The 21,007-nt window shown below is 39.0% G+C and carries 16 protein-coding genes and 1 other annotated feature; of the genes, 1 reads left to right on the top strand and 15 read right to left on the bottom strand.

The window, feature by feature from the left end:
• Positions 1-55: 55 nt before the first annotated feature.
• The 12 genes from recN to G7084_RS03205 all read right to left on the bottom strand — a co-directional run bounded on the left by recN (position 56) and on the right by G7084_RS03205 (position 14,758).
• Positions 56-1,726: a DNA repair protein RecN gene (recN, locus tag G7084_RS03260; protein WP_166010015.1), complete on the bottom strand. Its 1,671-nt coding sequence runs from the start codon at positions 1,724-1,726 to the stop codon at positions 56-58.
• Positions 1,727-1,744: 18 nt separating this feature from the next.
• Positions 1,745-2,194 carry an arginine repressor gene (locus G7084_RS03255; protein ID WP_166010013.1) on the bottom strand — a complete coding sequence of 150 codons (450 nt, stop codon included), beginning with the start codon at positions 2,192-2,194 and terminating at the stop codon, positions 1,745-1,747.
• 6 nt (positions 2,195-2,200) lie between these two features.
• Positions 2,201-3,031, bottom strand: a complete 831-nt coding sequence (locus G7084_RS03250; protein ID WP_166010011.1) for a TlyA family RNA methyltransferase — start codon at positions 3,029-3,031, stop codon at positions 2,201-2,203.
• A 1-nt stretch (position 3,032) separates the two neighbouring features.
• Complete coding sequence (locus tag G7084_RS03245) at positions 3,033-3,893, bottom strand: polyprenyl synthetase family protein (RefSeq protein WP_166010009.1); 861 nt, start codon at positions 3,891-3,893, stop codon at positions 3,033-3,035.
• On the bottom strand, positions 3,893-4,114 hold the full coding sequence (locus G7084_RS03240; protein WP_166010007.1) for an exodeoxyribonuclease VII small subunit: 222 nt from the start codon (positions 4,112-4,114) through the stop codon (positions 3,893-3,895). The genes G7084_RS03245 and G7084_RS03240 overlap by 1 nt, the downstream gene beginning before the upstream one ends.
• Positions 4,107-5,375 (bottom strand): exodeoxyribonuclease VII large subunit, encoded by a 1,269-nt coding sequence (xseA, locus tag G7084_RS03235; protein WP_166010005.1) that lies wholly within the window; start codon positions 5,373-5,375, stop codon positions 4,107-4,109. Before xseA ends, G7084_RS03240 begins: the two co-directional genes overlap by 8 nt.
• Before the next feature lies 1 nt (position 5,376).
• The gene (locus G7084_RS03230) at positions 5,377-6,255 is read right to left on the bottom strand and encodes a bifunctional 5,10-methylenetetrahydrofolate dehydrogenase/5,10-methenyltetrahydrofolate cyclohydrolase (RefSeq protein ID WP_166010003.1); all 879 of its coding nucleotides are present in this window, start codon (positions 6,253-6,255) and stop codon (positions 5,377-5,379) included.
• Positions 6,256-6,466: 211 nt separating this feature from the next.
• Complete coding sequence (locus G7084_RS03225; protein ID WP_166010001.1) at positions 6,467-7,834, bottom strand: DEAD/DEAH box helicase; 1,368 nt, start codon at positions 7,832-7,834, stop codon at positions 6,467-6,469.
• Between the two features lie 19 nt (positions 7,835-7,853).
• A complete protein-coding gene (locus G7084_RS03220; RefSeq protein ID WP_166009999.1) occupies positions 7,854-8,849 on the bottom strand; it encodes a Gfo/Idh/MocA family protein in 996 nt (331 codons plus the stop codon).
• A 194-nt stretch (positions 8,850-9,043) separates the two neighbouring features.
• On the bottom strand, positions 9,044-10,414 hold the full coding sequence (rlmD, locus tag G7084_RS03215) for a 23S rRNA (uracil(1939)-C(5))-methyltransferase RlmD (RefSeq protein WP_166009997.1): 1,371 nt from the start codon (positions 10,412-10,414) through the stop codon (positions 9,044-9,046).
• Between the two features lie 189 nt (positions 10,415-10,603).
• The gene (locus G7084_RS03210) at positions 10,604-11,920 is read right to left on the bottom strand and encodes a bifunctional folylpolyglutamate synthase/dihydrofolate synthase (RefSeq protein ID WP_166009995.1); all 1,317 of its coding nucleotides are present in this window, start codon (positions 11,918-11,920) and stop codon (positions 10,604-10,606) included.
• Between the two features lie 180 nt (positions 11,921-12,100).
• Positions 12,101-14,758 carry a valine--tRNA ligase gene (locus G7084_RS03205; protein ID WP_166009993.1) on the bottom strand — a complete coding sequence of 886 codons (2,658 nt, stop codon included), beginning with the start codon at positions 14,756-14,758 and terminating at the stop codon, positions 12,101-12,103.
• An 81-nt stretch (positions 14,759-14,839) separates the two neighbouring features.
• Positions 14,840-15,054, bottom strand: a binding site (T-box leader).
• Between the two features lie 381 nt (positions 15,055-15,435).
• Between G7084_RS03205 and G7084_RS03200 the strand changes: the two genes are divergently transcribed.
• Positions 15,436-16,179, top strand: a complete 744-nt coding sequence (locus tag G7084_RS03200) for a hypothetical protein (protein WP_166009991.1) — start codon at positions 15,436-15,438, stop codon at positions 16,177-16,179.
• Positions 16,180-16,402: 223 nt separating this feature from the next.
• Here G7084_RS03200 and G7084_RS03195 read toward each other — a convergent pair whose 3' ends face one another.
• From G7084_RS03195 to G7084_RS03185, 3 genes are all read right to left on the bottom strand, one after another.
• A complete protein-coding gene (locus G7084_RS03195; RefSeq protein ID WP_166009989.1) occupies positions 16,403-17,686 on the bottom strand; it encodes a hypothetical protein in 1,284 nt (427 codons plus the stop codon).
• 277 nt (positions 17,687-17,963) lie between these two features.
• Positions 17,964-19,682 carry an ABC transporter permease/substrate binding protein gene (locus G7084_RS03190; protein WP_166009987.1) on the bottom strand — a complete coding sequence of 573 codons (1,719 nt, stop codon included), beginning with the start codon at positions 19,680-19,682 and terminating at the stop codon, positions 17,964-17,966.
• Positions 19,675-20,877 carry a quaternary amine ABC transporter ATP-binding protein gene (locus G7084_RS03185; RefSeq protein WP_166009985.1) on the bottom strand — a complete coding sequence of 401 codons (1,203 nt, stop codon included), beginning with the start codon at positions 20,875-20,877 and terminating at the stop codon, positions 19,675-19,677. The genes G7084_RS03190 and G7084_RS03185 overlap by 8 nt, the downstream gene beginning before the upstream one ends.
• Positions 20,878-21,007: the final 130 nt, after the last annotated feature.

The following is a 21,007-nucleotide window of genomic DNA, read 5'->3' as shown; positions in this document are numbered from 1 at the left end:
TTAATTCAAGCATAATAAATGCCAACTAATTTGCCGGAAAGTTTGAAAATCAAGATTAACTTTTGTTTAGTAAGTCTCTGGCATTAGCCCGCGCTGCATCAGTTAATTGATCACCGGACAACATACGTGCCAATTCATCAATCCGCCCCTGTTGATCCAATTGTTGCACGGAAGTTACGGTTCGCTGCTTAATAATCTTTTTCTCAATATAGAGATGCTGGTCCGCAACTGCTGCAACTTGCGGTAAATGCGTTATCGTTAAAACTTGTGAATAGCTCGCGATTTTAGCAATTTTATTTGCAATCGCTTGAGCCACCCGACCGGATACTCCTGTATCAACCTCATCAAACACAATGGAAGTAACCCCTTGATCATGAGCAAAAATGGTTTTCATTGCTAACATCATGCGACTTAATTCTCCCCCTGAAGCGATCTTAGCAAGTGGCTTGGCTGATTCACCCGGATTTGTTTGAATATAAAATTCAATTTGATCTTGCCCCATTGTCTGCAAGTTTTTCGTTGGCGTTATATTTACCGAAAAGACTGCTTTTTCCATAAATAAGTCTGCTAGCTGTTGATGGATCGCTTTGGTTAATTCAATTGCTGCTACTTTGCGTAACTGTGTGAGCTGGTCTGCTAATTTTTGTGCTGCTTTTTTAGCGGCCAACATCTGCTGCTTTAAATCGCTCAACGTTGACCCATTAACCGTCATTTCAGCTAATTCACCTTCAATTTTAGCTTGGTAGGACAAAACTTCTGGAATATCTGTCCCATACTTGTTTTCCAACGTATTAATTAAATTTAAACGCTCGGTCACCTCATTGAGTCGCTCCGCATCGAACTCCAACCCATCCCGAACTGAAAGCGCGTCTGAAGCTGCTTCTTGTAGTTCAAAATATGCTCCACGAACCATTTCCGTCAATGACTGATACCGTGAGCTAAGTTCTTCAATACCTTCCAGAGCTGTAACTGAACGACTTATAACTTCTAACCCATTACCTTCCCAATCGCCAGCTAAAGCCTCATAGGCCGTCGACAAAGCCTCCAAAACATCTTGAAAATTGGATAGTTCTTGATACTCCTGATTTAGCAATGCTTCCTCGTTAACTTTTAAATCTGCTTCTTGTAATTCATTGACTTGAAAAGTAAGCATATCCAGGCGTTGCGCAAAAGCCTGTTCATCCGCTTTACGTTGTTGATATAATTTAAAGTATTTTTGATAATCATCATAAGCTTGCTGATATTGCACTAGGATTGGTACAACATCGTTTTGTGCAAATTGATCTAATAAAAATTCATGTCGCTCGACTTTCATCAACTCTTGATGTTCATTTTGACCATGAATATCGACTAAATGTCGGCCGATCTTTTTTAAACCCGTTCCATTAATCATTACACCATTAATCCGAATGACATTTCGCCCATTCTGATGAATTTCACGACTAATTAAAACCTGATTATCATCAAGCTCAACTCCATATTCTTCTAAAGCTGGTAAAACCGCAGCCTTCACATCTACTGAGAATAAACCTTGCAGCGTTGCCTTCTTTGTACCATCACGAATATAATCCACTGAACTACGCCCACCAACTAATAAACCAACAGCGTCAATAATAATCGACTTCCCTGCTCCCGTTTCCCCAGTGAGGACCGTCATTCCATTTTCAAAACTTAAATCAAGAGTTGGGATTATTGCAAAATCTTTAATTGAAAGTTCCTGTAACATAACTGCACCTCCTAAGCTTTACGATAATTGTAATAGTTGATTGACTAGTTGCTTTCCCAAACAACCTTCTTTAACGATTACTAAAACACTAGAATCATCACCTAATACGCCAAAAACTTCAGGTAAATCCATTGTCTCTAACGCAATTTTTAGCACTGGACCCGTTCCTGGACGGACTTGAATGATAACCATATTAGCTTGATCCTTAATTTTTGTTTGATCCTCATTTAAAATTGCCCGGACTTGAACCAGGTAATCAGACCCATGCATAATGTCATAGGCAAACCCGCCCTGTGCTAATGGAACTTTAACTAACTGCATACTAGCAATATCGCGAGAAACCGTGGCTTGGGTAACATTCCACCCCCGCTCATTGAGAATCTGTACTAGTTCATCTTGCTTTTGTACTTTTTGTTGTGTGATTATTTTTTTGATTTCAGTTTGGCGCTCTCTTTTATTACTAGCCATCACTTACTACTCCCGGTGTGCATTCAACTGTTCATGCGCTGCCGTAACAACAGCTTTCCGTTCCGTTTCGTCCATCGTTTCATCCCCACCATCCAGCTTCAAATGTGCAATAAACTCAATGTTACCTGATCCACCTTTAATTGGCGAAAAATCAAGATTAACAATACTAAATCCAGCGGCTTTTGCGTATTCACTAACTTGATTTAAAACAGCCAAATGTATCTTTTCATCTTTGACGATTCCATGCTTACCTACTGCTGCTCGACCTGCTTCAAATTGTGGTTTAATTAAGGCTGCAACAGAACCACCCGAAACTAAAATTTTAGCCAAAGGTGCTAAAATTAAATTTAGTGAAATGAAGGAAACATCAATCGTTGCCATTTGTGGCTTTCCCATCGTGAAATCAGCTAATTCGCTATAACGAAAATTAGTATTTTCCATCACAATCACCCGTTCATCAGAACGTAGCTTCCAAGCTAACTGATTAGTTCCAACATCTAAAGCATATACCTGCTTTGCACCACTTTGGAGTGAAACGTCCGTAAATCCACCCGTTGAGGAACCAATATCTAAAACAAGCTTATTTTTAAAATCTAAATGAAAAACATCCCGCATTTTTTCCAATTTAAACCCACCACGCGAGACATAGGGCATTGGGGCTCCTTTAAGATGTAGTTCAGTCGTTACAGGAATTTTTTCACCGGCTTTATCCATTCTCTGTTCATTGATTCCCAAAATTTCACCCGCCATGATCGCTCTTTTGGCTTGCTCGCGTGAAGCAAATAAACCTTGCTGTACTGCTAATACATCAACTCGCTCTTTTAATATTCCTGCCATACTAATTCTCCACCATATCATCGAAATAATGCAAACAATCTTTCAAAAGCACCATCTCCGTGTTTGTTTCAGCTTCTAATAATTGCAAACTAGATTCCGCCAGTGACAATTGCCCCATTAACTCATGTTTCGCACCGGCTACTCCGAGTAAATACGGATAGGATTGCTTATTTTCAGTATCATCTTGTTGCAGATCTAATAAATCATCTTTAATTTGAAATGCTAGTCCAAAGGCAAACCCAAATGTACCCAAGGCTTGTTGAACTACTTGGGATTGATCGGTTAAAATTCCACCAGCTACCACCGCGTAAGCAAGGAGCGCTCCTGTTTTTCGTCGGTGCAACTGCGCTAAATCATTCAGCGAAATTTCTGCTTGATTGGTTGCTTGCATATCTGAAAATTGACCACCCACCATGCCCTGATAACCAGCCGCCAACGCTAATTGCTGAACTAATTTTAATTGCTGTTCAGCATGCAGACGAGCATCTATTAACCAAGCAAATGCCATCGATTGTAGAGCATCTCCTGCTAAGATCGCCACTGCCTCACCATACTTAAGATGCACTGTGGGCTTATTACGTCTGAAATCATCATCATCCATTGCTGGCAAATCATCATGAATCAAGCTATAAGTATGAATTAATTCCACTGCGTTAGCTACATCTAAATATTGACTCGGATTTTGTCCAAAAGTTTTTACCACCGCTAATGTTAATAATGGTCGCAACCGTTTCCCACCATTTAAAGTAGCATATCGCATCGCCTCTAACAATTGATTATTAAGCCCAGGTTGTCCTAAATGTTCATCCAACGCTTGTTCTAGCTGAGGTTGATATTGCTGTATAAATTCATTAAACTGCATTATTTTCCCTCAACATCAAATGGGACCTCAGTACCATCTTCTTGAACCATCTTAGTCAGATTTTGCTCCGCAGTCTGCAATTCGTTTTGTAACGATTTAACAAGTTTCGTCCCTTCCGCAAAAGCCTCCATTGCTGTTCCTAAAGGCACTTCGCCTTCCTCAAGTTGGCCCACAATTTTTTCTAATGTATTTAATTTAGCTTCAAATGTTTGTTCACTCATCTTGCTTCTCCACTCCTTGTACTTTCGCCACAATCGTTCCGTCGCTAACTTGAACTTTGACTGTCTTTCCTATCTTTACTTGGTCAATACTTTTAATGATCGTTTCATCGATCGTAGTTACACTATATCCACGAGCCAAAACCGCCAATGGACTCACTAAATTCAAACCATTCACTAATTGCTGATAACGGTTTTGCTTACTTTGCAATTGTCGCTCCATCGCAGGGGTTAAGCGTTGTTCAAGCAAATTAAACTGATGTTGTTTTTGCTGAATTAAATTCCCATAGTTATTTTGCAAATTTTGAGTTGCCAAATCTAATCTTTGATTAACCCCCTCATACAATCGGGATGGTTCATTCAAAACCCGGCTTTGCCGCACACGTTCAAATTTCTCTCTTAAATATTGCAATTTTTTCCCAAGTCCATGGCTCATTTGCATCTGAAGAGTTAATAATCCGTTTTGAACATCTGTCAACAAAATAGGAGTTGCAATCTCCGCCGCTGCCGTGGGGGTTGCTGCGCGTTGATCGGCGACGTAATCGGCAATTGTAGTATCTGTTTCATGGCCAACGGAACTAATCACAGGAATCGGACTTTGGGCTAATTTCAAAGCTAGCTGTTCATCATTAAATGCCCATAAATCTTCCATCGAACCACCACCACGACCAATGATTAAGACATCATAAACATCTTTGGCCTCGACAGCTTCTAATTGGCGCAATAAACTGGGAACTGCTTGTTCACCTTGCACTGCCGCCGGATAAAGTGTGATCTGAGCAATCGGATAGCGTCGTTGTACCGTGGTCATAATATCGCGAATCACCGCTCCACTTGGGGATGTGATCACTGCAATATTTTTAGGAAACCGCGGAATCGAACGTTGATTTTTTTCAAAAAGTCCCGCTTTTTGCAATTTGTTTTTCAATTGTTCAAATTGAACCGCCAACGCCCCAATTCCATCAGGTTCCATTTTCTCAACGATCACTGAATAACTACCACTGGGCGCGTATAGATCCAAATGGCCCACGATATTCACCTTCATCCCACTTTCTAATTCAAAGGGGAGTTTGTTAAAAACCCCTTGAAACATCGTGGCATTAATCACCGCCTGATCATCTTTAATTGAAAAATATTGATGTTTTGGACGACGTCTGAAATTTGAGATTTCACCAGTTAAATATACTTTTTGCAGGTAAGGATCAGCTGTGAATTTGCGCTTTAAGTACTGGGTTAAAGCACTGACTGTTAAATAGTCCTTCATTTTATAGCTCCTGTAACTCCATTTGATGATGTTTGGCCGCTAATTCGACCGTTGTTTGTAATAAGGTAGCAATTGTCATCGGTCCTACTCCACCGGGTACTGGGGTAATTGCTGCGACCGTATCCTGCGCTGCCAAAAAATCAACATCTCCGGTTAAGTGACCATCCGGTAAGCGTGTAATTCCAACATCGATCACTACTGATCCCGCTTTTAGATCTATTCCTCGTACTAACCCAGGGACGCCCGTAGCAGCAATCACAACATCGGCCTGCTGTAATAAACGATGTCGCAGTTCATCTGAAGTATAGCGATGTAATAATGCTACCGTTGCATTTTCTGCTTCTAATAATGCAAATAAGGGACGCCCCACTAAAATTGAACGGCCTAAGATCACCACAAACTTCCCTTGTAACTCGACTTGTGTCTCCGCCAATAGCGTCATAATTCCCTTTGGGGTGTTCGCCACTGGATAATAACCTGCTCGATTGGCAAATAATTTCCCAATATTTAATGGATTAAATCCATCCACATCTTTATTAGGATCAATGGCTGATTGCATTTTCTCTTCATCAATCTGACTAGGAACGGGACTCTGTAACAAAATGGCGTCAATGCTATCATCCTGATTTAATTCCTGAATTTTATTGAATACGACCACTTCGGATACATCCGTTGGAAATTGAATCGTTTGTCCATTAATACCAGCCTTAGCGGCGGCACGTTCTTTATTACGAACATAGATTTGACTTGCAGGATCCTCGCCAACAATAATTACTGCTAGTCCTGGAGTAATTCCTTGTGCAATCATTTTTTCTACTTTTTTAGTAACGTCTGCACGTACTTTTTGCGCAATTTCTTTCCCATTAATAATTTTTGCCATTGACGCCGCACCTTTCTTCAACCCATCACTATGAATTTATGCATTCTTATGCATATTTTACCACAAATCCGATTGGTAAACGTACGATTCACAATTGATTTTTGCTAAATAAAAAAGCTAATAACCAATCCGAAACTGGCCATTAACCTCTAATTTTATTTTTGTTTAAAAATACATCTTAATAAGAATCTAAGTATCTTTGGCATTGCAGCTACTTATCTTGATTACGTTTAGGCTTACCCTTATCTTTTTGCTTACGTCGCTTAGCTTTCTTGATTTTTTCAAATCGTTCACTCCGACTAGTGGTCTCAACTTCTGACTCCGGGGCTACCAGAGTAATATTCTTTTTGGGAGCAGGCTTGCCGATCTTTTTTCTATCAATTGGCTTTTGTTTCTTAGAAGGGCTTGCCGAATTTTTTGTAGTTTCACGTGGCTTGCGATGCACATTTGTTGGACTTGCCGCACCTTCTAACTTAGCGCTACCGGCTTTAACTCCTAAACGACTTACAAAACTAGTCCAAGGTAAGATATCCATCTCCACTTGCACTAATCTTTTTAAATCGCGCGCATCATGATCATTTCCAAGCGTAATGACCAACCCAGCTTTACCCATCCGACCTGTACGTCCCGCACGATGCGTGTAAGTTTCTCCATCACGTGGTAAATCAAAATTAATCACTGCTGATAAATCAGTAATATCCAACCCACGAGCTGCGACATCGGTCGTTAAAAGAAATTTAGCTTGACCCTTGCGGAAATTATCCAGTGCCTTCGCTCGAGTACTACTTGAATCTCCTCGCACTAACGTGGCCATAGCCACATGTTCATGGGCTAAAAAGCTTGCCGTTGTCTTTAATGCCTTCGTCGTATTGAAAAAGACCATTGCTTGGAAGTGATTTTGACTAGCAAATTGACGTAACCGTTTTTGCTTCTGGTCATTCGCCGTTGGAATCATTAAATGCTGTAAGCTGGTCGGCATCGGTACATCCCGTTGATCAATCCGTTTAAAGGGACGATCAAATAACTTCACTGGAATCATAGGATCAACAGCAGTTGCCCCAAATAAAGCAACTTGGATGGTTTCATCACCATAAACTTCCCAAATAGTTTGAAGTTGTTCTGCGGTTTCCTCTTTGAGTAAAATATCAGCCTCATCTAAAATCAACGTACGTAACCGCTGTAGCTTCAATTTTTTATTTTGCACTAATTCAGCCACTCGCCCTGGCGTTCCCACCAAAATTTCTGGATGCTTCTTTAACCGATCCAGTTGATGTTTAACATTTGCGCCCCCTGTTAAGGCCAACACTTTTAAATCAAATAAACTAGCCCATTCGCGCATCACCCGGGTCGTTTGCATCGCTAACTCTTGTGATGGCGCCATCACCAACAATTGTTCTCCATCACCAGCTTGTAACTTTGGCAATAGTGGCCAGGTAAACGCCAATGTTTTTCCAGTCCCTGTTGGAGCCAGTCCATCAATTGATTCACCTGCTGCTAAATCCGGCTCGACGGCCGACTGAATTGGTGTCATCGCTAAGAATCCGGCTTGACTCAACCGTGCTTTAATTTGTTCGTTCATACTTTCCCCGTTCTAGTTATTATTGGTCACTTGGGAATTTAATTCCCGCTGAATGCCGCAATTTCGTCAATACTAGATTTACTTTTTGACTTAAAATAGTTGCTTCTTCATAATCATTTGGTGTTTGTAACTTATTTTGTAGAATATTGGCAAAAAATTCTGCCTCTTGCACCATTGGATTATCAGGTGCCGGCTGACTAATTACCGTGACATTTCCTTGTCCATCATCGTATTTAACTTCACCTAATTCAGCAATATTATCAATCACGATAGTGTCCCGTCGTCCATGAATTTCTGATAATTCATATGAATTGGCACTTTTACCAAAAATAAGGGTAACATCAAATTTTGGATAGCGTAAGATCACGGTTCCTCGTCCATCAGCGCCATTATCTAGTAACGTGGCAAAATAAAATTGATCATCTGGCAGTCCAAACAACTTGATTGCTGCATAAAGGGGGTAAACCCCTAAATCTGCCAAAGCACCCGCTGAAAATTCACGTGATAAGACATTCGGTTTTTTACCAGCTAAGTAATCATCAAAACGTGATGAATATTTTTCATAAACAAATGTTGCTCCTGAAATATGTGCCATTTGATTAACTTTTTGTTCAATGATTTTAAAATTATCTTGGTAAATATGCCGAGCTGCCTCAAATAATTTAACTGTTGGATTTTTTTGCAATAATGAGTAAATTTTTTCATATTGCTCCGGATTATCAAACGCTGATTTTTCAACAATCACATTGACCCCAGCTTCAATAGCCGCGTATGCCTGCTCAAAATGTAAACTATTTGGCGAAGCGATGTAAACGACATCAATCCCACTTTGCAAAAAATCGTTTAAATCGGTCCATACCGCCTGGTCACCAGCGAAGTTCGTAGTAAAATCCTGACCTTTTGCCTCGGTTCGTGAATAAACCGCAACTAATTCATATTGTTTGGTTGCCAGTGCAGCCTCAACGAACATCTTCGTAATCCAATTTGTACCAATAATTCCCAATTTTAATGTCATCAACTTGCCCTCCCTTTAATCCGTTATGATATTTCAATTATAACATTGATTATCAATGATAAGGTTGAATTCATCGACTCAAACAATTCTGTATCATTGCAACATCATGATAATTAAAAACATCGGAGCATTTTACCGTAGTTGGCCAATGCTTCCGATGTTTATATATATTGAATGAAAGTAATATTTATAAGTTAGGCTTTGATAAATACAGTTACTGTTTCAATATGGGTTGTTTGCGGGAACTGATCAATTGGTTGTACTGGGCCATCAATTTGGTAACCATTTTCCAATAAATGTTCAGCGTCGCGTGCCAAGGTTGCCGGATTACATGATATATAAACAATCTTATTAGGTTGCATACCAGTAGCTGCATCAATTAATTCAGGAGTCAAGCCCTTCCGTGGCGGATCAACGAAAATAACGTCCGGTTGAAGTTCCACTGCTTGCCACTCCACCATCTTTTCTTCGGCCTTACCAAGCTCAAATTCAACATTTTCAATTCCGTTGATCTTAGCGTTCCGCTTGGCATCTTCAACTGCGCCAGGCACAATTTCGACTCCAATTACTTGACGTGCTTGTGCGGCAACTGACAACGAGATAGTTCCAATTCCAGAATACGCATCAAGGACTAATTCCTGCCCAGTCAAACCTGCTTTTTCAACCGCCAGACTGTACAAGCTTTCCGTGGTTTGAGGATTCACTTGGTAGAATGACATTGGTCCAATTTCAAAAGTCTTTCCCCATAATGTGTCGGTGATATAGTCAGCACCCCACAATGTTTTATTCTTTGATCCCATAATAACATTGGTTTTATCAGAATTAACGTTTTGAATAATTGAAGTTACTTCTGGCAAGGCTTTTTTAATTCCTTCCACCAACATTTCAGCTACTGGTAACTTATTCCGTCGTGTTACAATAACCACCATCATTTCATGACTGTAATAACCGCGCCGAACCATGATTGTACGAATATCACCGGTATGCGCTTCTTCATCATATGCATCAAGTTGATAATGCCGCATTAGATCACGAACGATAATGATAGCTTTATCAATTGCTGGATCTTGAATATAGTAATCTTCAATGGGAACTAATTGATGTGAGTTACGACGGTAAAAACCTGTCGTTAATTGACCACGAACCTTTCGCACTGGAACTTGTGCTTTATTCCGATATCCAACTGGATTATCCATTCCGATCGTCGGATTAATTTCGGCTTGAACGTGAACCTTCTTAAATAATTCTTGAATTTGTTTTTGTTTGAATTTCAATTGAGCAGCATAAGTTAAGTTTGCCAATGGTGCAATTCCAGTAGTCAACGCTGCTTGATTAACTTCATGGTTACGCTCATCAGATTCCCGAATGCGCTTAATTACACGACCAAAAGCAAAGTTCTTTTGAACCTTAGTAACGCCCAACTGAACAATCTCACCTGGCACAGCATCCACGACAAAGATTGGATAATCATTAACTTTGACTACGCCCATCCCTTGATACGTTAGATCAATCACTTCACCTTCCAGTTCTTGATTCTTATAAACTGGTGCATTAATTTTTGCCATTATTTTATCTCCTCAAATGGTATTTTCGACAACTCATTTGTAAAACTGCCAAAAGCAGCTCTTGCTTTGGTCAAAAAGCAAGATAACTTAAACTATAACACATTAAAGTCAGTTAATGTAGATGATTTTAATCAAGCAATCTTCTAACCAAATTAACCCCATCTTAAACCAAATCATCCTTTTTGGACGCTAAATAGAATGCGTACTAACCCAAACTTGTCGAACTTCAGATACAAAATAGAGCGAACCACTAATAATTATTTTTGCCTGTATATTCTTAGCTAGTTCAGCATCTAAAACGCTCTGCCAATCCCCACCTACCGAAATATTTTGATGTGCAAGTTCATTCACTACACGATGAGGATCAATTGCCTGTCGTTGATTAGGAGCATCAAAATTCACCACAATCACTTTGATCCAAGGTTCATTGGCCAGTTCCGCTAACATTTGTTGATAATTCTTATCGGCTAAAACTCCCATAATCACAATCACCGATTCATTACGATACTTTTGACGCAATGTTTGAACTAGTGCTTGAATTCCTGCTAAATTATGCGCCCCATCCAATATTATTTCAGGGCTCCGGCTGATTTGTTCAAATCGCGCTGGCCATTGGACCTGATTAAGGGCTGATTTAATTGATTTTTCTTGCATTGACCGTCCCAAAGCTTGCAATGTCAAAGCGGATACTTCTAAAGCAACTGCCGCATTATCTAATTGATACATTCCAAGGAGCGGTAAGGTTAAGTCTTCAAAATGTCGTCCTGATTGATCCAGCCAAGCAAAATTCCAAGCTCCTTGCCGATTTTGTTGAATTTGTTCAGCCTTAAAAAACTTGCCTAATTGATATAATTGATGTGTTTTTTGATTAATCACAGGTAGAACTAACTTTGGCAACCTTCCAATCACAGTTGGTTGGTTAACATGCTTAATAATTCCTGCTTTTTGTTGGGCAATTTCTGTCATTGTTTGGCCTAATATTTTTTGATGATCTAAGCCAATCGTCGTAATAACAGCAACTAATTTATTTGGAATCACATTGGTCGTGTCCCACATTCCACCGATTCCAACTTCTAATACAACGACATCCAAGCTTTGCTGCGCAAAATAAACAAACATTAACGCAGTTAAAGTTTCAAATTCAGTCACTCCTCCAACCTCTGAAGAACGATCCATTTCCAGCAAAATCGGCTCAATTTGTTGCATCGTCCTAGTCAAATCTTCATCACTAATGGGAACATTATCCACTTGAATTCGTTCATTAAACCGCATAATAAATGGTGATGTAAACAATCCAACCTTTAAGCCATGTTCCATCAATAATTGCTCAGTCATTCGGGCAACAGACCCTTTACCGTTCGTCCCTGTAATATGCACATATTGTAATTGATCTTGCGGATTACCCAATGCCTGTAACAAATTTGTAATACGCTCAAAAGTATTCGTTTTACTCCATTTATGGCGACCATGAATAAAATTAATTGCATCATCATAATTTTTAATCATTTTTATATCCTTTAACTGTGATCAAACCTTGATTCGCCTTTTATTGATAAACCGATTAATCATTATTAGGCACTTATCTGAAACTAATTCTGACCAGCCTTATTTCAAAAAAATAGTATTTAAAATAGTTCAACCTGAACCTTTTAAATACTATCATCTCATTAAAATAAAATTCTGCAATTACTTTGCCGCTTTTAACTCTATTAAACGTTCATTGGTCGTTGCAAACTTATGTTCCCAATCAGCCAGTTTTTCACGTTCAGCCAAAACAACTTTTTCAGGTGCCGAATTGACGAATTTTTCATTCTTCAACTTACCTTGAGCTCGCTTTACCTCACCTTGAAATTTCTTGACCTCAGTTTCCAAACGAACAATCTCATCGTCTAAATTAATCAGTTCTGCTAGCGGCACAATTACCTCAGCTCCAGTAATGACTTTCGTCATTGCCAATTTTGGCGCATTGACGTCTACATTCACGATTAATTGCTTAGGTTTCACAAATCGATTGATATAATCTGAATTTTCATCAATAATCTGCATTAATTCACTGTCATCGGTTTGTACCATGACATCAATCATAGTTGACATTGGCGCATTGGCCTCCGTACGAATATTACGGACTGCAGTGATCAAATCCACAAGCCGCTTAAAGTCAGACTCAGCTTTCGCATCAGTTAATTCGGCATTGAAAACTGGGAAAGCCGCATTAGTTAATGACTCACCTTCGTGGGGCATCGTTAACCAAATTTCTTCCGTAACGAATGGCATGATCGGATGGAGCAAACGCAGTGTTTGGTCCAAAACATAAGCTAATACTTGTTGCACATTCTGCTTCGCTTGAACATCAGACCCGTTTAACGTCTCTTTAGTCATTTCAATATACCAATCTGCAAAATCGTTCCAGATAAAGTTATAAAGTGACCGGCCAGCTTCACCAAATTCAAATTTATCAAAGTTTTGACTTACAGTTGCAATAGTTTGATTTAAACGTGACAAAATCCATTTATCTGCGAGGGTCCGCTCTTCGACGTTTGGCAATTTAACATCTGTGTCATCGTCTAGATTCATGATGACATATCTAGAAGCATTCCAAATCTTATTGATAAAATTCCAAGCTGCATCCATTTTAGTATATGAGAATCGAACATCTAATCCTGGAGTTGAACCGTTGGCTAAGAACCAGCGCAACGCATCGGCCCCATATTTCTCAATAACATCCATTGGATCAATCCCATTACCCAATGATTTCGACATTTTACGCCCCTGTTCATCACGAATCAACCCATGAATTAAGACATTTTGGAAGGGACGTCGACCAGTAAATTCTTTGGATTGGAACATCATCCGCGCCACCCAGAAGAAAATGATATCGTAACCTGTTACCAATGTATTGGTTGGGAAATAACGTTTGAAGTCGGGGGCCTCGGTATCAGGCCACCCCATAGTTGAAAATGGCCACAAACCAGATGAGAACCAGGTATCTAAAACATCCGTTTCTTGCTCCCAATTTTCTACATCCGCAGGGGCAGTCTCGCCAACGTAGATCTCACCCGTTTCTTTGTGATACCAAGCTGGAATTTGATGTCCCCACCATAATTGTCTTGAAATGACCCAATCATGAATATTTTCCATCCAACTAGTAAACGTATTTTCAAAACGTGGTGGATAAAAATCTACTCGATCGTCAGTTTTTTGCATTGCTAAAGCTTGCTCAGCTAAAGGTTTCATCTTGACAAACCACTGAGTTGAAAGTCGCGCTTCAACAGGTACGCCCGTTCGTTCTGAATGCCCAACTGAATGCGTATATGGCTCCACTTCTATCATCCAACCCGCAACATTCAAATCCTTTACAATGGCCTTACGGGCTACATCGCGGTCCATACCATCGTACTTTCCAGCCCTGGCATTCATGGAACCATCTTCGTTCATAGTGTTAATCCGTTCCAAATTATGCCGATTTCCAACTTCAAAGTCATTTGGATCATGCGCAGGAGTAATTTTCACCATACCTGTTCCAAATTCCATTTCAACATATTCATCAGCAATCACTGGAATTTCGCGTTCCACTAGGGGTACTTTAATAGTTTTACCAATAATATCTTGATAACGTTCATCCTTGGGATTAACCGCCACAGCCACATCCCCAAACATAGTTTCTGGACGCGTTGTAGCAATTTCAATATAATCCTTACCATTTAAAGTCGTTCCATCTGTAAATGGATACTTAACATGATAGAAAGCACCTTCGATATCTTTATAAATCACTTCAATATCCGAGAGTGCGGTGCGGGCCTTTGGATCCCAGTTAATAATGTATTCCCCACGATAAATCAGATCTTTTTCATATAGTTTTACAAAGACTTTTTTAACTGCTGCTGAAAGCCCATCATCTAATGTAAATCGTTCTCGATCGTAATCTAACGAAAGACCTAGCTTACCCCATTGTGATTTAATAGTGCTTGCATATTCATTTTTCCAATCCCAAACTTGATCCACAAATTTCTCACGCCCTAAATCATAGCGTGAAATATTTTGCTCAGCTAAACGTTGTTCAACCTTAGCTTGGGTCGCAATCCCAGCGTGGTCCATTCCTGGAATCCATACTGTATCAAATCCCTGCATCCGCTTTTGACGAATGATAATGTCTTGCAAAGTCGTGTCCCATGCATGTCCTAAATGCAGCTTCCCAGTAACATTTGGCGGAGGGATAACAATTGAGTAAGGTCGCGCCTTCTTATTTTCAGATGGTGCAAAACGCTTATCCTGCAACCACTTATCATAACGACCCGCTTCTACAGCCGTTGGGTCATATTTTCCTGGCATTTCAATTTCACGCATTTAATTTTCTCCGTTTCTTTATTCGCTATTTATCAATTACGGACATTAAAATAAAAAAGCCCCGACGAATCAATACTGATTCATCAGGGCGAAATAATCACGGTACCACCTGATTTAGAATAAATTTTTATTCTATCTCATCGTTCCTTAACGCGGAAAACGGAATTAACTACATTCAATCATTCATTAATTCAGTGCCCTGACTACCTTGGTTTAATTGATATGGTGACTTTGCAGCAAATAATCACTCTCTAAACATATCATTTTAAACTACTCCTCCAGGACGTAACTATTTCATAATTGTACTGTGCATTGTTAAATTTGACAAGCAATTTGTCCTCAAATTATCCATTTTCAATAAATTTCTATCATCATTCATAATGATAGAAATTAAATAATTAATTATATTCCCAAAACTTATGAAAATTAAATGCTACGAATGCATCTAAAAATCATTCTCATTATTTGTTTTTCTTGAAACATATCCGTCAAACCAAGCATTTCCACTGTGATTGAATTACTATCTTACAATTATATTATTAATTTATGCTTTATTCTCAATAAAGTAACAATTCAATCACCAAAACAAAACTAAATTATTAATAAATACTTGGTATGAGCTTTTAATCTAACTTTTTGCTACAATTATATATAAAGAAAATCACTCGGAGGAAACTATGCGTAAACATACCAAAAGAATTATTATTTCAATCAGTGCTGTCGCGCTTGTAATTGTAACCCTGATTTCAGCCACCCTTATGGTTCAGCATCAAAATGATCAAAAACATCAAAAACAAGTTGCAACGCAAGTGAAGCAAAAAAAAGCAACTGATAAGCAAGAAAAAATTGCTGTCTCTGAAGCGGCTAAAGACCCTGATGCAAGCTCAGTAGCTGCCTCGACTTCAAAACAAATTATTCAAAAAAATGATTTTAGCAATATTTTCATTAAACAAATAAATGCAGAAAAGCTTTCAATTAAAGTTCAAACCATCTTACTTAAAGATCAAACTGCTACTATCATTTTACAAGACAATGTCAAACAAAAAGATATTTCAACTTATCTCAATAACTATGCCAAAACCGTTGCAATCGCATTAAAAGTTGCTGATCAAAATTCCAATCACGAAATTAATACCATTAAAATTGCGCGTCAAATTAGTCTTAAAAATGGATCTCAATTCGGAATCGCTACTCTCTGGACGGGGGACCAATTTAAAAATAATGCTAATTTGAAAATCAAAGATACTACCGCAGACAATTTGATCCCAAATTCATCTCGTTACGAATTTAGCGGTTCAATCTGGTCAAATTTTGATCAAAAGCAAAAAAACGTCTATACTAACCATATTACTAGCGGTCAAGCTGAAGATAACGCTGACTTTAATACTTGGTTTGATAATTCGACCTACAAAAAAGATTAATATGATTGAATCACTAAATGTTGCTCCATCTATGATAAAAAAATAAATTATTAAATTGATTCCCTAACGATGGATTATGCTCCGTCATTAGGGATTTTATTTTGTCTAAATCCCCGAAACCATAGATAAAAGTTATTTAAAATCATCTTTAAGCTTTACAAATTACAAAAAAAATAAACACTTACCACAGTATCCCATGGTTAATGTTTATTTTTAAAATTTATTAATCTTGACGCAAGAAAATTCGCTTCAAAAATGCAATTAAGCCACCTTTTTTGCGTTTCTTCTGACTTCGACTAGTTCGAGAATAATTTGGTTCTTCAGTTACCTTCGGCCGTGGTTCTGGAATCTTTTGATCCATTTGAATTCCGCCATTATGCATCACTTCTGCCACGCCAGTAGCAGTCGCAACCTGCTCATCACCATCAGAAAATTCGACATCATTTGGCTGCGTTACAACCGAAGACTCATTTTCTAGTGCTTCAGTTGGATCAAGATCAAGTGCAACAACTTGGTCCTTTATCGCAACTACATCTTCTTCGCTTTCCTCTACATCAATTGGTTCTTCAATTGGCATTTCAGATACCGACTCAACTTCCACCTGATAATGTGGTTGTAAGACTTCAACTTGAATCATTGTGGTTGGTTGCAGTTGTTCCACAAGAACGGGGGGTTTTACTGAATTTAATCCCTGAGCTTCCGCTTCATTTACTTCAGGAATTGAAACTTGATCATCATCTGATACTACATCAAGATCTAATACCGCTTCCGGGCGATTTAATACTGGCTCTTTTGGAGCGGTGTCATTTTCAGCACTAGCACGTTTATCCTCATTTGGCGTAATTGATTCCACAATTGAATTAACAAATGATTCTGAAGCCGCTGCTTTTTCCATTAAACTGTGATCATAGGCTTCTGAGGCCGCTCGACGACCTTCAGCCGCTGCAGCATAACTATTAATCATATCATCCGTTAAAATTGGAATCGTCATCGTCTTAGTCGTAACACCAATTTCCACTGGAACCTCCATTTGGGCCCCTGTCACGGGATTTAAAGCGGTCACTCGCAAATCTTCTGGCCTTAATGCGATTGGAATTTGTAGTTCAAATTCTAGATGATCATCTACCAAGACTTCAATTGGATGAGTATTTTCAGGAGTATGTACTTCAATGAATAATCCTGGCTGATTGACAGAACCAGTTAACTTACGCATAATACCTTGAGTTGACAAAACTGCCGTAACAATTGGCTCTGGCGCTTGAACATGCAATATCGTTTCGTTCGTTAATTCTGGATGTTCTGGTAACATTGCCTTAACTAAAATATCACCATGTGCTTTGCCCCAATCAATATCGATCACAAATGAACCATTTTCATCGACATTTGGATGAACAACTGATTGATCAGCCAAAGTTAAATCGACTTGTGCATGGTAATCACCAACCGATCCAATGATGGTGATACCGCTGCGTTTATTTAAAACTGTTGCTGTTAATGGTAATTCCATAGTTTTCCCTCGTAGCTTACTCAGCCTTTCCATCAAACTTTATATAATTATATCATATGATAAATTAGAAATTTTTGCACATATATTAATAATAAATTGATATTTATTTAATATTTACCTTTGACTATCTAACTACTATTAAAAATTAATTGTCTAAAGCTACCAAGTTATAAATACAACATCACAAACTTCACTCTTCCATCGTACCTATTTTCAATTAAAAAGGCTAACAATTTATAAAATTGTTAGCCTTTTCTAAATAATATTACTTCTTTATCTAATCAAACCAAGCATCGACTTGCTTTTGATGTGCCTTGATCCAGGTTTGCGCCGCTTTTTGCGGTGTTGAACCTTTACTGATATCTAACATCACTTTTTCCATATCATCTGGTTGCCATTTGAATTTTTTCATAACCCGATAAACATCTGGTTTACTATCCTTCAAATCTTTCCGCGTCATCGTATTCAAAGTTTCTGATTTCCCCATTACGCCCTTGGGATCATCCAGATACTTAAGATCATATTTTTGCCACATCCAATGAGGTGACCAACCAGTAATCACAATAGGCTGATGTTGTTTAATAGCCTTGTCTAAAGCCACGGCCATTGATCCGGTTGATGAAGTTTGAACTTGCCAACCACTTAAATTCGCATAATCTTTCACCGCTTCTTGAGCTGCTGCCACAACACCCGCCCCAGGTTCAATTCCGGTAATCGTTTGATCCGCTTCTTGCTGTAAATCAGCAATGCTATTCACGTCCATATAACTAGGTACGACCAAGCCAACGCGCGCGCCTTTTAAATTGGGACCTAAAATATCCAATTGATCATGATATTTTTGATACTGGGCCTTTTGGGTATTTGGCAACCAAGCAGAAACGGACGCATCTGCTTGACCATTCGCCAAGGTTTGCCACATAACAGCATTATCCAAAGGCGTTAAATTGACTTGATAACCATGCTGACGCATCGCCTCCGCTAAAACATTATTAGAGGCCACTTCCGAGTCCCATTGTACGTAAACTAAATCAACTGATTTTTTACTTTGTTGTTGTGAGTGAAATAAACCACCAACCATACTAATCAGCAGAACTACAGTAGTAATTAGACCGACCCACTTTTTCAAGGTACTCTTAGGCTCTTGTTGCGCTGGCTCCACATTTGAAAATTGAACAAATCGATCAATAACAATGGCTAAAATAACCAAGGCAAAACCACTAACAAAGCCGCTTCCAACGTCTGCTTTTTGAACAGCTGCTAGAACACCTTGCCCTAAACCAGGCGCTCCAACCATTGAGGCCATCACCACCATTGAAAGAGCTAACATAATCGTCTGATTAACACCGGCTAAGATAGTTGACTTAGCCAGCGGAAGTTCTACTTTAAATAGCTTCTGCCATGCTGTTGAGCCCAACGAATCCGCAGCTTCTTCCATTTCTTTTGGCACCTGTCGAATCCCCAAACTAGTAAAGCGGACCGTTGGTGGCAAAGCGAAAATCAATGAGGCAAATACCCCTGGAACTGCACCGATTCCAAAGAATGCAACCGCTGGAATTAAGTAAACAAATCCTGGCATTGTTTGCATCAAATCTAGAAGTGGTTGAACTATCTTGTCAACAGTGTTGACTTTTGCCATCCATATTCCCAAAGGAACCCCAATGATGATTGCCAGCACACTTGAAAGTAGTACTAAAGTCGTTGTTTGGATCAGATCGGACCATAATCCTTGATTCCAAACTAACAATAATCCTAGGAAAGTAAATAACGGAAAGCTCCATTTTTTACCACTAATTAAAATTGCAAAAATTGTTAAAGCAAAAATCAAGATAACTGGCGGAATTGCACCCAAGGCTGAGTTTGACCAATTCATGATGGCCTGGCCACCTGCCTGAATTGCGCCAAAAAAACCAGCCCAATTATCAGTCAACCAACTAACAATTTTTTCAACATTTTCAGCTAATGGAATTTTAGAGGTCAATAATAGTAAATTAAACATGGTTTTCCTCCTTATCCCCATTGTTCGTTGCTGGCGCTAAAGCTTCAAGTACACGTCCTCGAATAATGACACCTAACAATTTTCCATCCTCAACCACAGCCAAAGGCGTGGGAGCATCATAAATAATTGGAACAATTTCAGAAACTAGCATATCTTTTGACACAGTTGGCATTTCAGATAACACATCTGCGACTGACAAATGTTCTTGTCGTGCTCGTAAAGCATTCTCTGTTGAAAGGAAACCACGGAACTTGCGTTTTCGATCAACTGCAACCAAACCACTGACTTCTTCAGTAACCATTTTTTTAAGCGCCACATTGGGCCCGTCTACATCAATATTAGTGGTAAATGGCTTTGCCATAATTTTTTCGGCAGTCAAAACCTTTGACCGGTCAAGGTCCTCCGTAAATTGACGGACATAATCATTTGCTGGGTTCGTTAGAATTTCTTCTCCGGTTCCAATCTGGACAATTTCACCATCCTTCATAATCGCGATCCGATCTCCAATTCTCAATGCTTCATTTAGATCGTGTGAAATGAAAATGATTGTCTTTTTAAAATGATCTTGCAAATCAAGTAATTCATCTTGCATATCGCGACGAATCAAGGGATCTAATGCCGAAAAAGCTTCATCCATCAACAAGATTTCGGGATCATTCGTCAACGCACGTGCTAAGCCCACACGTTGCTGCATTCCGCCGGACAATTGACTTGGGTACTGGTCCTTAAATGGAAGTAAATTCACATCCTCCAGCGCCTTTTCAGCGCGTTTCACTTGCTCATCATATTTAATGCCTTGGACTTCCAGCCCATACATCGTATTTTCTAGCACCGTTCGTTGGGGAAACAGTCCGAAATTTTGAAAGACCATACTCATTTTATGCCGGCGGACTTCCAATAATTCTTGCTTTTCCATTTTTGAAATATCTTTACCATCTAAATAGATTGAACCTGATGTCGGCTCAATTAAACGGTTTAACAATCGAATTAACGTGGACTTTCCTGAGCCTGAAAGTCCCATAATTACGAAGATTTCACCTTCTTCGATCGTTAAGTTGGCGTCATAAACTCCCACCGTTGAACCAGTTTTAGCCAAAATTTCATTCTTATCGACATGTTTTTCAACTAATTCCAAAGCTGATTTCACTCTTTTTCCAAATATTTTCGTAAGGTGTTCAATTTTTACCTTAGGCATGCATTACCTCCTGCATTTTACAGTTTATAGACTAATTATTTAATCACTTGTCTTAAATTCTAACGTAATAAAAAGACGTCTGTCAAAAAAATACATTACAAAGTAATCGTTTTCACTCTTATTTTTTTAT

It is taken from the genome of Weissella coleopterorum, assembly GCF_011304355.1.
In the GTDB taxonomy this organism is placed as follows: Bacteria; Bacillota; Bacilli; order Lactobacillales; family Lactobacillaceae; genus Weissella; species Weissella coleopterorum.
Note: the sequence above shows the minus strand (reverse complement) of the source record. Positions and strands in the feature narration are given on the sequence as shown.